This window comes from Candidatus Chloroploca mongolica, from assembly GCF_004762035.2.
Taxonomy (GTDB): Bacteria; Chloroflexota; Chloroflexia; order Chloroflexales; family Chloroflexaceae; genus Chloroploca; species Chloroploca mongolica.
In genome coordinates, this window is sequence record NZ_SIJK02000037.1 from 16,597 (window position 1) to 31,452 (window position 14,856).

The window sequence follows — 14,856 nt, forward strand, 5'->3', positions numbered from 1 at the left end:
TGGCGACATGCTTATATGTGAGTCGTGGGCATCCTGGCTTCAACCGTCAAGCCACCGCTCTCACGCTCAACGACGTGAAGTTCACCCTCGAATTCGGCCAGACGGTAACGCACAACCCGTAACGCATGCACGCCCGGGCGCTCATACGTACCGTCAAGCAGGCCAACCCCGTCATCCTGGATCATCAGGATGACTTGATTGGGTGCAAACCGCACTACCACCAACGCTATGTGTGCCTGTGCGTGATGCTGCACATTGAGCAGCGCCTCATGCGCAATCCGCAACAAGAGCATCTCAATCGCCCGATGCAGAGGCCGCGGCTCACCAATGACGCTGACCCGTACCTCGATCCCAGCCTGATCGGCAATGGCTGCTCCTAATTGATCAAGCATCGCCATCAAATCATGATCACGGCCCTGGATAGCCATCAGTTCATAAAAAACTTTACGCGCAGGATCGGCTCGCTGCTCGGTTGAGCGCGTCGCCACAAGCGATGAAGTTACCCCCGGATGAACAGGTCGCCGCACTGCTTCCTCGCTGGCTGGACGCTCCAACACCCGGGTTCGTACGGCCGTCCGTTGCGCCGTCTCGGGATCAGCGCTGCCAAGCAACGGACTCGCGAATGGGCCATGAGCACCTTCCGCCCCACTCGTCTGCTGCGCCTGGCCCTTCATCACGACCGCGGCCACCCACCACCAGAATAAACTGAAGAGCAGTGGCAGCACGACCCGTAACACAATGGTGCCTTCGGCAAGCGTCACCTCGCTTCCACGGTTGATGACCGCAAGCCCAAAGAGATCCAGGATAATGAAGACCGAACCGCCAACAATGCTCCCACGCGAGCCATACAACAGTGCGGGCAAGACCAGCGCCCCGAGGGCAAAGGGGAGGAACGGCAACATGGTGCTCCCACTTAACCAGAGGATCGCGATGCCGACAATGAGATCAAGCACAAGCAAGGTGGGACGCTGACGCGCAAACTGGATATATCCTTGCGCAAGAGCGGTCGCAACAACATTGAGCACGCCAATCAGCAATAAGAGGCCCGCATCACGTGGTAAGGTCTCGGTTGGACGCCCCGGCAGCGTGAGTGTCAGGGCAGCAAAAATCCACGCTAACCAGCGATAGCTAAAGAAAACGATATGGTCGCTCAGGTGGCTCTGCCATTGACCGGCTAATCGCTTCACTCTGCTTCCCTTCACAGATGTGACGCCCGTTCATTCGCTCATAGAGCAGTCCTGCTTGGGTTCTATCCAGGAGTGCCGACTTTACTAATGAAGATGAAGCATTACATCGGGCTACCGTAGTGCCAACGTCAGTCGGCTTCTGGCTCAGCCGACTGACGTCGGCACTACCTGATATAATTCTTAAAATCCATAAGCCGATCCTTCTGAGACACAAGTCGTTTAGGATTGCTATACAACAGGGGTGCGGCGCTGCACAACACCTGTTTCACCGATGGTTCTTAGAGTCTATAGTGTAGCAGAAAGGTGTACCAGCGGCAACCTCAAATCCGCAAAGCTCCATTCTTAGAGATGTCTATGGTATACTATACGCTGCATATCATGCTCACATCGAGGAGAAACTATGGTTCCGAATGACCAGCCTGCTGAACTTGACCTTGCCGTTGGTTCAATGATTACCGTGCGACCCGATGAGGATCGCGAAGCATATAACGAAGAATATGAAACCGTCTCTGTTGTTCAGGATCAACTCCGTGAACAGGGGATCGATGTTGACCTACTCGCAATGCCTGGGGTTCAGCTCTGGGAGGGCGGGTTACCGCACATGGGGGCGCTCTATCAGCTTTCGCGGATGGCTGTTCATCTTGAACACGATGAAGACCTCGCTGAGGTCATCGAAGATGGCCCGGTGATCTATGACGATGATCTCGACCGGATGGTGACGGATATCTGGGACGAGTTAACCCAGACCCGCTTTGCCCATCTCGTCAATCTCCAGGGGATCAACAGCTATTTCTTGCCCGTTGAGTTTGCGCAACCCGTCTGGCTCGCTTTTGAGGATGAAGATGGACACGAAGATAGCGCCTATTTCGCATCATCGTATCGTTTGCAGCAGGAACTCGCCGAACTGAGTCCTCTGCTTATCAAAGCCGGTGTCTCACCCCAATCCGAGGCCTATCGCTGCCTTGAATTGTTCCAGGCAGCAGCCTCAGCTAGCGTGAATGCCGGTTTGCCTATTATTGTCTGGTAACCGATGCAAGATCTTCTCTTTATCGATAAACTCTCCCTGCGCCAGCAGCCTGATCGCGACCCAACACCTCGCGAGCGGCGTTATTATGTCTGGACAGTTGGGTGTCAGATGAATGTGTCTGACTCTGAGCGCCTTGAAGCCGCCCTCCAGGGGGTTGGCTATAGTCCGGCACGCTCTCCCGATGAGGCCTCGTTTATTGTGCTCAATTCGTGTAGTGTGCGCGCCAGTGCCGAAGAGCGGATCTTTGGGAAACTCGGTGAACTCATGCGGGTCAAACGGGCCCATCCCGAGACCCGTGTCGTGCTCTGGGGATGTATGGTCGGCCCCGAAAATCGCTCGGTCTTTGAGCAGCAGTTGCCCATGGTTGACCATTTCATTTCGCCCTCAGCCGTTGATGAGGTCGTGGCTCTCGCACCTAATCCGATCTATACACTCGATGAGCCGGTTCTCCCCGTTGCCAATACGGCGCATCCACCTGTCTCGGTGCATGTGCCTATTCAGTATGGCTGCAATATGACGTGTTCGTATTGCGTCATTCCCCTGCGCCGTGGGCGTGAGCGCTCACGCCCCCTCCCTGAATTGGTTGAAGAGTGCCGGCGCATTGTTGACCGTGGTGCCCGCGAAATTACGCTGCTCGGTCAGATCGTGGACTCCTGGGGCCACGATCTCCCTGGCCGTCCCGAACTCGCCGATCTGCTCGAGGCTCTCCACGCGCTTCCCGGGCTCCAACGCCTGCGCTTCCTCACCTCCCATCCCGCCTGGATGACCGATCGCTTGATCGAGACAATGGCTCGCTTGCCCCGCTGTATGCCCGATCTTAATCTGCCTGTGCAGGCAGGCTCTGATGCGCTGCTCAAGCGTATGCGACGCGGCTATACAACCGCACGCTATCAGGCCTTGGTTGCTAAAATTCGCGCCACTATCCCTCAGATCGCCCTGACAACCGACATTATTGTTGGCCATCCCGGTGAAACAGCAGAGGATTTTGCGCAGACGCTCGCTCTCTGCGCGACGATCCGCTTTGATAAGATCCATATCGCTGCGTTCTCGGCACGCCCAGGAACCCTCGCCGCTGAACAAGAGCAAGATCCTACGCTCGCCGTCACCGAAGCAGAAAAAGAGGCCCGCCGTCGCGCCCTCGAACAACTCCACGAACGAGTTGCCACTGAACTCAATGCGCAGTATCTTCACCAGACGGTGGACGTGCTTGTTGAGGGTGAAAATCGGGGCAAGTGGCGTGGGCGTAACCCTCAAAATAAACTGGTCTTCTTTACCCATGCCGATGACCTTACGGGTCAAGTGGTACAGGTGCAGATTACCCATACTGGCCCCTGGAGCCTGCAGGGGCGACGGGTTGGCTAGAATGTGCCGTCTTTTGTACAAACATCAATAGAGAGTAGAGGAGCCCGCTTTGGCCAGACAGGATGAAAAACAGCGCATTCGTCGCAAATTGCAAGAGAAGGCCGTTGAACTCGCAGCTATGAATCGCTGGGAAGAGGCCCTGGAAACAAATCAACAAATCCTTGGCCTCGGCGAAGATGTTGACACCTTCAATCGCCTTGGCAAGGCCTTGATGGAGCTCGGTCGCTACAGTGATGCCCACGATGCCTATCAACAGGCCTTGCGTATTACGCCGACGAATAGCATTGCTCGCAAAAATGTCGCGCGCCTTGATGCCCTCCTTGCCCGTGGCTTCGAGAGTGGACAGGTGCATCTGAAACCACGCCAGCAAGTTGATATGCGTATGTTTATTACCGAAACAGGGCGAACTGCCATCACAACCCTCGTTGATGTGCCCCGTTCACCTGCTGTCGATGCGCTCGTAACTGGTGAAAAGATGACTTTTCGCGTCGAAGGACGCAATGTCTATGTGATCGATGCCGATGGCACTGTGGTTGGTCGCCTTGAACCAAAGCTTGGACAACGCCTCGCCGAGTTGATCAATGGCGGTAATCGCTATCTCGCCGCAATTGCCCAAAGTGATCCGCGAAGTGTTCGTTTGCTGATTCGTGAGACGTATCAGGATCCCGCCCAACGCAACCGTATCTCGTTTCCTGGTAAACTCGGCGAGGCGGCTGCCTATGTCTCTAGTCTTCGTTATGAGGAGTATGAAGATCTCCTGGATGATGAAGAACATACCGACGAGATTGATGTTGTTGATGAAGAATATCTCGCTACCGATGAAGAAGAAGAAATCGGCCTCGAAGAGATTGAACAGGATATGGGTGATGATGACGATGGCATTGAAGAATGATCACGCCGGCTAAATGCCGGCTCGCTTCGATGTCGTGCAAGGAGGCCTCATGCCAATCAGGCTGCACGAAATTCCTAGCTCCCAGTCTCCTATCCAGACATCGCGTGAGTCTGGTGCGGCAGCGCTCCCTGCTATGCCGCGCCAGCCTTCGTCCATTGCCGAAACTGGTCTCACGATGGCGTTCCTGACCGATCACGTCCTCAAGGTGATCTATTTTACCGGTTCGATTACTGGACAACGCCTTGAGGAGATGACCAAGTTGCCGTTTCTTGGTGTGCTCGATAAGGTGCTTGAGTTTCTCAAGCTTGAAGAGTTTACCGATATCATTGGGGCTGAAGGCGGCTTTAGCGAACGTTCCTTCCAGTATATTATTACCCCCAAAGGCCGTAATCGTGCCCACGAGGCGATTGAACGGAGCCAGTACGCCGGTGCGGCCCCCGTTCCGCTTGATGAGTACCTCGAGATGTGCCAGCGTCAGCAGATCGGTGATATGATCATTGATCAGCAGACGATCCGCCAGGCCTTTAGCCACCTGGTGGTCAATGAGAAGATGCTCGATCGTATCGGACCCGCCGCAAATTCGGCTCGTTCGCTCTTTCTCTACGGCCCCCCCGGGAATGGCAAAACGACGATCGCTGAAGGGATTTCGAACATGCTTGCTGGCTATGTTTTGATCCCGTATGCGATCGAAATTGATGGGCAAATTGTCAAGCTCTTTGATCCACTCAATCACCAGGTTGTGCAACAGCATGAAGTCGGTCATGTCGAAGTTGTTGCTACGCCCTTTGGCAACAAGGCCGCCGGTAGTAATGCCAGTTTCCCCGATGCACGCTGGCTCGTCTGCCGCCGCCCCCGCGTGGTCGTCGGTGGCGAATTGATCCTCGAACAACTTGAATTGATCTATGACCCGATCTCCAAGGTCTATGAGGCTCCGTTTCAACTTAAAGCCAATGGGGGTCTCTTTCTCATCGATGACTTCGGCCGCCAGAAGTGCCGCCCCCAGGATCTGCTCAATCGCTGGATCGTGCCCCTCGAGAAGAAGGTCGATTACCTCGCCCTCCAGACCGGTAAGAAACTCCAGGTGCCTTTCGATGTCTTGATTATCTTCTCGACCAACCTCGATCCGAAAGAACTCGTTGATGATGCCTTCCTCCGTCGCATCCGGCATAAAATCGAGGTTCCTAATCCCTCGCCAACTGAGTTTCGTGCGATCTTTCAACTCGTTTGCAAGTCCAAGAAGATCCCGTATAGCGATGAGGGGTTGCGCCATCTGTTGCAAGAACATTATATGAAGGTCGGACGCGATCTGCGCGCCTGCCATCCCCGCGATCTCTGCGACCAGATCCTTGATGAAGCCAAGTATCGCGCTATTCCTCCTAATATGAGCCGTGAATTGATCGATCGCGCCTGCGAGGCCTATTTTGTACAGCTTGGGTAATGGTGCTATGCTATGCTCTAAGTAGATCTTATGTCCAAAACGCTGACGCTGCGCGTCTCTTCCTTTCCGCAAACTGATTTGTTCTTGACCCTGGCTCGCATGGCCCTAGCAAACGGAGGTGGTGTATGTCTCTGCTGAAACGGCTCGGTGGCAATAGTGGCGCTCCACAAACAAGTGAACCCGTCACAGCTCGCTCAACTCCGTTGAGTACTGTGGCTCCACCACCACCAGTGCAAACCCCCATGCCACCACCCGCTGCACCGGTTGAGTCGCCTCGTGGCACCGCTATTTCCACTCCGGTGGTGCAGGATGCGGTTCAACCTGATGATCAGCAACGCATGCTCGAACTCTCGCTCTGGTGTGTCGACCGCATTCAGGCTTCTCTCGGTAATCAGAGCGAGTTGAACAATTCACCTGAAACCGAAAAATTGCTGCAAGAACGGTTCGCCCGTGTCTATCAGCAGTCAGGCGTGAGTCTCCCGCCCGATCAAGTCAAGCATCTCTTTACGATGGTTTGTGATGAACTGATGGGCTTTGGGCCAATCCAACAGTTGCTGAATGATGACAGCATCAGTGAGGTTATGGTCAATGGGCCCCATCGGGTCTACGTTGAACAGAAGGGCAAGGTTAAGCTTACGAGCGTGAACTTTGCGAGCGAAGAGCATGTTTTGAAAGTGATTGACCGTATTATTCGCCCCCTTGGACGTCGCGTGGATCGTAAGTGGCCGATGGTGGATGCCCGTCTGCCTGATGGCTCGCGTGTCAATGCAATTATTCCTCCCTGCTCAATTGATGGATCAACCGTCACGATCCGTAAGTTCGCCAAGAATAAACTCAAAATTGATGACTTGATCCGCTATGGGTCGCTCACGGTCGAGATGGCTGAGTTTTTGCGTGCCTGTGTGGTGTCACGCCTCAATATTGTCGTCTCTGGCGGCACTGGCTCTGGTAAAACAACCCTGCTGAATGTGCTCTCGAATTTCATTCCCGAGGACGAGCGCATTGTGACCATCGAAGATAGCGCCGAGTTGCAACTTGCCCAGGATCACGTTGTGCGCCTCGAGGCCAAACCCGCTGAAGTGGACGGCAGTGGTCGTGTGCAGATCCGCGACCTGGTTATTAACTCGCTGCGTATGCGCCCTGAACGTGTTGTCATCGGTGAGTGTCGTGGCGGCGAGACGCTCGATATGCTCCAGGCGATGAATACTGGTCACGATGGCTCGCTGACAACGCTCCACGCCAATGCACCCCGCGATGCCCTCGCCCGTATGGAGACGATGTCGATGATGGCCGGTATGGATCTACCCCTCAGGGTCATCCGTGAGCAGATTGCCTCGGCGATTGATATTATTGTCCAGCAGACACGCCTCGATGATGGGCAACGCAAGATTTCCTATATTACCGAGGTTCAGGGCATGGAAGGCGATACGGTGGTCCTCCAGGATATCTTTAAGCTCGAAATGCTCGGCAAGTCGCCCGAAGGCAAAATTGAGACCGAAATGCGTCCGACCGGGGTGCGCCCACGCTTTACTCCGCGTCTCGAAGCCCACGGCTTTAAGTTGCCCCCCAGTATTTTTGGAGCCCAGATCCCGGGCCAGAAACGACGCTGAGCTTGATGGTGCGCACCTCCCAGGCAACGAAACCAACCATTATTGTTGGCGCAGGACTCGGTGGCCTCGCTGCAGCGATTCGCCTCGCTGCACAAGGCCACCGCGTGCTGATCCTCGAGAAGAATGCTCGCGTCGGTGGCAAGCTCAATCTCGTCACTGACCAGGGCTATACCTTTGATACGGGGCCTTCATTGCTCACCATGCCCTGGGTCATCACGGAACTTTTTGCTGCGGCTGGTCGCCAGGTTGATGCGTATCTGCACCTTGAACAGATCGAGCCGACCTGCCGCTATCAGTGGCCCGATGGCACGTCATTCAACGCCTGGCAACGCTTGCCTCAGTTGATCCAGGAGATCCAGCACCTCGCCCCCGCTGATGTGACCGGTTTCTTTCGCTTTCTGGCCCATACGTCGCAGATATATGATGCGGTGGCCGATAATTTTTTGCTCAAACCCTTCGATGGTCTGCGTGAACTGATCACCCCTCGCCTGGTGCGGGATGGCCCACGCATTGATGCGCTGCGGAGTGTCGATGCCGCGGTGCGTTCGTTCTTCCGTAGCCCGTATCTGCGCCAGGTCTTCAATCGCTATGCTACATACAATGGCTCTTCGCCCTATCTCTCACCGGCAACCTTCAATGTCATTGCTTATATCGAAATGGCCGAGGGCGGTTGGTATGTACGCGGTGGCATGTATGCCCTCGCGGTCGCCCTGCAACGCCTCGCTGAAGAACTGGGCGTCGAAATACGCTGCAATAGTCCAGTCGCCGAGATTCTCGAGCACGACGGTGCAGCAATGGGTGTGCGCCTCGCCGATGGTGAGGTGCTCTGGGCGCAGCAGGTCGTTGTCAATGCCGATCCACGCTATGCGTATCAGGCGCTCTTGCCTGGGCAAACTCGCATAGCCCGTCAACTGGCCCGCCTCGAACCATCGTGCAGCGGTTTCGTGCTTTTTCTGGGCATCAAACGAGTCTACGAACAGTTGGCGCATCACAACATTTTCTTTAGCACTGATTATCCTAGTGAATTTGCGGCCATATTTGACAAAGGAGTACCCCCTGTTGATCCGACGATCTACGTGGCGGCCACATGCCTTACCGATCCCGGCCACGCCCCTCCCGGCCACATGAATCTCTTTGTCCTCGTCAATGCACCGGTCGTCAACGACCGGGTCTGCTGGCAACGCGAGGCTGAACCATACCGCGATCTGGTGGTGCGCAAGCTCGAACGGATGGGGCTGACAAACTTGCAGGACGAGATTGTGTACGAGCAGATCTGGACACCGGCAACGATCGCAACAATCTACAATGCCGCTGGCGGCGCTATCTATGGCCTCGCCTCGAATAACCGTTTCTCTGCCTTCCTCCGCCCTCCCCTGCGTGCGCGTGGCCTCCGTCACCTCTATTTTGTTGGTGGTGGCACCCACCCTGGCGGTGGTATTCCCCTGGTGCTGCTCTCTGGCCGTGCTGTGGCCGAACGTGTGCTGGCCGATCACGCACATCCTCGCGCATAAACACTTTACAGTTACAAGAAAACCCCGTGTGCATTCTTTGTGTCTTTTGGCGCATAAGAGGCGTATAATGCCGCAAAAAAAGGTTTATTATCGTTAAGAGGCGATGAAGGTCTTGCATATTTGGCGTAAGAATGCTATGATCTGGTTGAAGCCTCAAGGGAACAGTTCGAAACCAGAGTACATAAACAATCGAAAACGTGCAACAAATGCACAAGCGCTATCCTCTCGTTGTAAAGAAAAAGGTTTTTTGAGGGGGTTGCGTACGTCAGGGGAAATATGATAAGCACTGGGTGTTATCATAGGGAGACTGACAGACAAGCGCTGGATCGCTGACTGAGTGATCAGATGCTCTGCGCGTGCAATGGTTGCCTCTCGTGGCAAAGCTCAGGCCGTGTGGTACAGAAAGTAAACCCACGCATAGATATGAGCCATACCCGCAAGCAAAAGCTAGCCAGTAGGAATGCTTCTAGTTCCTGCAGATGGTGGAGCAGCCCAGGGTCTGCTAGAGATAAGTAGATAAGTTTAAGCTACTCAACGGGTCGATCACATACCCTTGAGGCATCAAGTAAGGTTGGGTTTGCACGTCGGCAATCAGAAGGGAACTGAACGAAGGGTGTATTTCTAGGGGAACTTGTACGTATGACGGAAGCTCGGTAAGCTGAACGTACGTTGGAGTCTCTCGGATCTTGCACGCACGTTGGAACTTTTGGTATCGGTCGTTACGTGAAATACAAAGCTTGTTAATTCAGTGCAAAGCCGGAGGAAGTCCCTCCGGCTTTTGCCGTCACACGTCTATGACAAGAACGGCGCTGCGCTTTCAGTCCGACTCGCGGTCAAGGGCAAAGGCACGGACATCATCACTCGTGCTGAGGTTGATCAACCGGGTGTTGGGAGCGATCCGCCGGACAAGCCCGGTAAGTGCTTTGCCCGGGCCCAACTCAAGAAAGGCTGAGACGCCATCCTGCACCATGCGCTGTACCGACGCAATCCAGCGTACCGGGGCCACCACCTGAGCAACGGCTTCGTAACGCACCTCGTCCGCCTTGAGCAGCGGCTCAGCCGTAACATTGGCAATCAATGGGATGCGCAGATCACGTACACCCACCGAACGAATTGCCCATGCCATGCCATCAGCAGCATGACGCATCAAGGGCGAATGAAAGGCGGCACTGACCCGCAGCGGCAACACGCGCTTGGCCCCACGAATCTTTGCCAGGATCGAGGCCTGCTCAACGGCGAGGGTGCTGCCACTGATCACCAACTGGTCAGGTGCGTTATAGTTGGCAACCACAATCGTCCGTACCGGTTCAGGATGATCGGCAAGCGACGCACTCACTTCCCGGCAAACCTGGTCGAGATCGTCTTCAGGCAACCCAATCACCGCAGCCATGCTCCCATCACGGGCCTGGGCCATCAGTTCACCACGCTGCCGCACCAGGCGAACTGCATCGGCAAAATCGAGCGCCCCACCTGCAACCAGGGCGGAATATTCCCCAAGACTATGCCCGGCCACAGCAGCTGGCGGCGGTAGCGCCATACCCCGAGCTTCTTCGAGCGACCGCAACACGGCCGTACTCATCGTGAGCAGGGCTGGCTGTGCATTCTCGGTCGCCATTAATACATTCTCAGGACCCTCGAAACAGAGACGACTCAGTGCGAACCCAAGCACATCATCAGCCTCATCAAAGACTGCCCGCGCCGCAGGCGATTGATCATAGAGATCCCGCCCCATTCCCACTATTTGTGAGCCCTGCCCCGGAAAAATCCATGCCTGTGTCATAGAGATGCCACTGCACCTTTCATAGGTTTTGGTGACCCACACACAAAAACGCAAAGGTTCAGACCGTGGGCGTAAGCACACTGGACTGACAACTTTGCGTCATTGCGTTTCGGATCGTCAAACAATGCCTGCGAATAATCCCGCCTCAACCACGGTGTGTCGGGCTACCCCAGCGTATCACAGCCGACCCCCATGTTAACCCGCCGCCAAAAGCAGTCAGCAACACGAGATCACCTGGAACAATGCGCCCCTGCTGGGCCGCCTCGCTGAGTGCAATCGGGACAGAAGCAGCTGATGTATTGCCATAACGATCCAGATTGACAAAACAGCGTTCCATTGGCAAGCCTAACCGTTTTGCCACCGCTTCAATAATGCGTACATTGGCCTGATGTGGCACCACCAGGGCGATCTCATCGAGCGTGATACCAGCATCGGCAAGAGCACGCTCTGACGACTCACACATACCACGGACAGCGTGCTTGAAGATTTCGCGCCCGTTCATATAGACATACTGGCGTCCCTGTGCCAGTAATTCGGGTGTCGCAGGCAGCAGCGTCCCACCAGCATCTACGGCCATCATGGTTTCGCCGTCACCCCACGAGCCTACGTTTGAGGCAAGCAACCCCAGGGGTTGCTCAGTCGCCTGCAGCACCACAGCCCCGGCCCCATCACCAAACAAGACACTTGTATTACGATCCTGCCAGTTGATTAGATGGGTAAAAATATCGGCCCCGACGAGCAAGAGCGTCCGGCTCATCCCGCTTTGCACAAGGCTGGAACCAACACTCAAGCCATACACAAACCCGCTACACGCAGCGGCAAGATCAAACGCCCCGGCCCGAGGAATCTCAAGCAGACGCTGAACACTGCACGCAGTAGCGGGAAAGGGACGATCAGGCGTACACGTCGCGACAATAACCGTATCAACGGCCGCAGGTAACACACCGGCTTGCGCCAGGGCATGACGACCAGCTGCCGCCGCTAACATTGAGGTCGGCTCATCACTACTGGCAACATAGCGCTGAGCAATCCCTGTTCTGCTCTGAATCCACTCATCAGAAGTGTCCATCTGCCGAGCAAGCTCAGCATTGGTCACAACCCGACGCGGGACGGCCAGGCCCCAGCCAGTAATTGCCGCATAACGTGGCATAGAGAGTGTCACCAGTCAGCCTATTCTGGCTGGGGCATCACCACAACCTGACGGCCTTTGTATGTACCACAGGCTTTACAGGTGTAATGAGCTCGCATTGGTTTACCACAAGTCGGACACGTCACGATCACTGGTGGCGTCAGGGCCAGATGCTGGCGACGATTGCCACGGCGATGGCGCGACACTTTTCGTTTTGGAACTGCACCCATCTCTCTGCTCTCCTACTTATTCTTACGATTATGGCGTTCAGCCCAGGCCTTCAAAGCCTCAAGCGAAACTTCAGTCTCTTCACCCTCACCCACGTCAACTTCGGTATCAGCTTCAAGCCCATCAGACTGCACCGTATACTGGATAGGTCGATCGCGATAGGCTGGACTGACCGGATTGAGCGGCAACGCAAGCAAGGTATACTCACGGAGCGCTTCGCCGATATCGGCCATATGCAACTCATTGAGAAAGAACGGATCTTCTTCAATCGGGGCCGACAAGCCCCCCCCAGAGAAGATATCTATCACCGAATGGAATTGATCGGCAAATTCAACCGTGACCGGGTATTCAAACTCTTCCAGTGAACGAACGCACAGAAGCTGAACAACCCCCTCGGCATGCACCCTCGCCCACACACCTGTCGCCGTGCGGGTAAAACGAACGGTGCCTCTGATGTCACGCAAGGTCAACTGCTCATCAAGCGCCAAGGCCGCTTCAGTAAAGGTATAATCCCGGCGCGATCCCATCTCTTCACGGAGCAGTTGCGCAACATTAAATTTCAGGTCAGTCATGGCAACACAAGCGCAGCAATGCAACAGAGCGCTACAAACACTGCATTATAGGCGAGAGAAGGCTTGCCTGTCAAGCTTCGTGATCCGCATCGGTGGGCCGCGTGCCAAGAGTCGAGAGGCCATTGCGCACACTTGTCACCAGACGAGTCAGACGCTCATCAAGTTCTTCGAGCACCTGGCGAGCATAGTCATCAGCCCCGGCACGCACCAGAGTGGCCTCATACTCGGCTGCCTCAAGCAACCGGCTCCGCTCATTCTCCACTGCCTCGAGCAGACCGCGCTCTTCAAGCACTTGTTGCACGCGCATCTGAGCCTCGGCAATCAGGCGTTCCTGTTCTTGCACAATCCGGCGCGCACGCTTCTGTTCCTCAGGAATCGCCACACGCATACGATCAATGATATCGAGAATACGCTCTTCATCAACCAGGAGCCGTGTGCTAAACGGTACCCGGCGACCTTCGGCGAGGGCATCCTCCAGCTCGTCGATTAAATCATCAAGCTCGATGGCTGTCACCCCCTTTGTGCAAACTTCTGCCGCAACACGGGAATAATATGTGGCGGGACAAACTCGACCGGGTCTCGCCCGAGTCCAGCGATTTCACGAACCGCACTCGAGCTAATATGGGCAAACTGACGACTAGCCATCAAAACCACCACTTCGATCTCTGCATCAAGTGTCTGGTTCAATTGCGCCATATTATATTCAACCTCGAAGTCACTGACTGTCCGCAGCCCGCGCACCAGCGCAATCGCCCCAATCGAACGAGCGAAATCAACGGTCAATCCGGTGTAGGATGTCGCCTCAACCTGCGGCAAATCAGTCAGCGATGCGCGCAAGAGGGCCAGGCGCTCTTCGGTTGAAAAGAGCAGGTTCTTCTTTGGCTGATCAAAGACCGCCATCACAACGCGGTCAAAGATGCGGCACGTACGCTCGGCAATCTCAAGATGGGCATACGTGACAGGATCAAAACTACCGGGATAGACTGCAATACGCATGACAGGCCTGGCTCTCCTTCGCGACGCGTCCCCACTGCTTCGCGACTATAGTACCGTGGGGCACGCTACCTCTTCGGTTGTCAACCCTTCAGCCTGTGCTTCCTCTTCGCCAAACGCATAGATGGAAAAGCAAGAATCACCGAGGCGACGAAATTTGATCCGTGTCACGTCGGCATATTGTTCGGCCAGTTCCACCCGTGGCGAATGCCCAACAACCAGCAGCATATCAGGACATCCAAAGGCCCCTGTCGCAATTGTCGCGATTGTCTGCTCAATCATCGGGTCAGCATAGGGTGGATCCATCACGATATAGTCATAGGCTGCATTGCCACGATGGGCCTGAAGAAACCGTTCGACTGGCATATGATGCACTCGGGCAAAAGCATCAAGTCGGGTATGAGCAAGGTTACTCCGAATAATCGAACAGACATGAGGATTCTGTTCAACGAAGTCAGCAAAACTTGCCCCACGCGAGAGGAGCTCGATCCCGAGCGATCCGGTACCAGCATACAGGTCAAGCACCCGTCCACGAATCGGACGATACCCTTCAAGCACCGAAAAAAGCGACTCTTTGACCCGGTCAAGCATCGGGCGCGTACCCATGCCTTTCGGGGCTTTGAGTTTATGGCCTTTGGCGCGACCTGTGATTACTCGCATCAGGTTTCTCGCCTGGTACTGGCAAACAAGAGCCTTGTGCGCTCTTATTTGCCAGCACAGGAACATTGCTACCGCTTGGTATACTGCGGAGCCTTACGGGCACGCTTGAGACCAGGCTTCTTGCGCTCTTTCACGCGCGGATCGCGCGTCAGGAAGCCTGCTTTTTTCAACACCGGGCGCAATTCAGGATCATGATCAAGCAAGGCCCGTGCAATCCCGTGGCGCATTGCGCCAGCCTGACTGTGGACACCGCCACCATGAATCTTCACCAGGACATTGAAACTCGACAGCATCTCAGTCAATTGCAGTGGCGAACGAATCTCGTGCTGCAACAGATCACGAGGGCCAAAATAGTCTTCGGGTGTCTTATTATTGACTACGATCTCCCCATTGCCAGGGAAGAGGCGCACACGCGCCACCGACGTCTTACGTCGTCCGGTTCCTTGATAGTAGCGTTTAGCCTCCAT

The 14,856-nt window shown here is 55.1% G+C and carries 15 protein-coding genes; 6 read left to right on the forward strand and 9 right to left on the reverse strand.

The window, feature by feature from the left end; genetic code table 11:
* Positions 1-11 precede the first annotated feature (11 nt).
* Positions 12-1,187: a sensor histidine kinase gene (locus tag EYB53_RS17860; RefSeq protein WP_135479771.1), complete on the reverse strand. Its 1,176-nt coding sequence runs from the start codon at positions 1,185-1,187 to the stop codon at positions 12-14.
* Between the two features lie 400 nt (positions 1,188-1,587).
* Between EYB53_RS17860 and EYB53_RS17865 the strand changes: the two genes are divergently transcribed.
* From EYB53_RS17865 to EYB53_RS17890, 6 genes are all read left to right on the forward strand, one after another.
* Positions 1,588-2,214 (forward strand): putative DNA-mimic protein, encoded by a 627-nt coding sequence (locus EYB53_RS17865; protein ID WP_135479772.1) that lies wholly within the window; start codon positions 1,588-1,590, stop codon positions 2,212-2,214.
* 3 nt (positions 2,215-2,217) lie between these two features.
* A complete protein-coding gene (gene miaB / locus EYB53_RS17870) occupies positions 2,218-3,576 on the forward strand; it encodes a tRNA (N6-isopentenyl adenosine(37)-C2)-methylthiotransferase MiaB (RefSeq protein ID WP_135479773.1) in 1,359 nt (452 codons plus the stop codon).
* A 49-nt stretch (positions 3,577-3,625) separates the two neighbouring features.
* Positions 3,626-4,468, forward strand: coding sequence for a tetratricopeptide repeat protein (locus tag EYB53_RS17875; RefSeq protein ID WP_254151123.1), 843 nt, complete (start codon positions 3,626-3,628; stop codon positions 4,466-4,468).
* A 49-nt stretch (positions 4,469-4,517) separates the two neighbouring features.
* Positions 4,518-5,906: a DUF8689 domain-containing protein gene (locus EYB53_RS17880; protein ID WP_135479774.1), complete on the forward strand. Its 1,389-nt coding sequence runs from the start codon at positions 4,518-4,520 to the stop codon at positions 5,904-5,906.
* A gap of 125 nt (positions 5,907-6,031) precedes the next feature.
* A complete protein-coding gene (locus EYB53_RS17885) occupies positions 6,032-7,516 on the forward strand; it encodes a TadA family conjugal transfer-associated ATPase (protein WP_167857463.1) in 1,485 nt (494 codons plus the stop codon).
* A gap of 5 nt (positions 7,517-7,521) precedes the next feature.
* Positions 7,522-9,027, forward strand: coding sequence for a phytoene desaturase family protein (locus tag EYB53_RS17890; RefSeq protein ID WP_135479775.1), 1,506 nt, complete (start codon positions 7,522-7,524; stop codon positions 9,025-9,027).
* Positions 9,028-9,844: 817 nt separating this feature from the next.
* On the opposite strand, the gene fabD is transcribed toward EYB53_RS17890, so the two are convergent.
* The 8 genes from fabD to rpsI form a co-directional block, all read right to left on the reverse strand.
* Entirely contained in the window at positions 9,845-10,807 is a 963-nt protein-coding gene (gene fabD, locus EYB53_RS17895) for an ACP S-malonyltransferase (protein WP_135479776.1), read from the reverse strand.
* A 145-nt stretch (positions 10,808-10,952) separates the two neighbouring features.
* Positions 10,953-11,957: a beta-ketoacyl-ACP synthase III gene (locus EYB53_RS17900; RefSeq protein WP_135479777.1), complete on the reverse strand. Its 1,005-nt coding sequence runs from the start codon at positions 11,955-11,957 to the stop codon at positions 10,953-10,955.
* A 20-nt stretch (positions 11,958-11,977) separates the two neighbouring features.
* Complete coding sequence (gene rpmF / locus EYB53_RS17905) at positions 11,978-12,166, reverse strand: 50S ribosomal protein L32 (RefSeq protein ID WP_135479778.1); 189 nt, start codon at positions 12,164-12,166, stop codon at positions 11,978-11,980.
* Between the two features lie 12 nt (positions 12,167-12,178).
* Positions 12,179-12,736, reverse strand: a complete 558-nt coding sequence (locus EYB53_RS17910) for a YceD family protein (RefSeq protein WP_135479779.1) — start codon at positions 12,734-12,736, stop codon at positions 12,179-12,181.
* A 70-nt stretch (positions 12,737-12,806) separates the two neighbouring features.
* Complete coding sequence (locus EYB53_RS17915; protein ID WP_135479780.1) at positions 12,807-13,250, reverse strand: hypothetical protein; 444 nt, start codon at positions 13,248-13,250, stop codon at positions 12,807-12,809.
* On the reverse strand, positions 13,247-13,732 hold the full coding sequence (coaD, locus tag EYB53_RS17920) for a pantetheine-phosphate adenylyltransferase (RefSeq protein ID WP_097650789.1): 486 nt from the start codon (positions 13,730-13,732) through the stop codon (positions 13,247-13,249). Before coaD ends, EYB53_RS17915 begins: the two co-directional genes overlap by 4 nt.
* A gap of 45 nt (positions 13,733-13,777) precedes the next feature.
* Positions 13,778-14,389, reverse strand: coding sequence for a 16S rRNA (guanine(966)-N(2))-methyltransferase RsmD (gene rsmD / locus EYB53_RS17925; RefSeq protein WP_135479781.1), 612 nt, complete (start codon positions 14,387-14,389; stop codon positions 13,778-13,780).
* Positions 14,390-14,457: 68 nt separating this feature from the next.
* On the reverse strand, positions 14,458-14,856 hold the full coding sequence (rpsI, locus tag EYB53_RS17930) for a 30S ribosomal protein S9 (protein ID WP_135479782.1): 399 nt from the start codon (positions 14,854-14,856) through the stop codon (positions 14,458-14,460).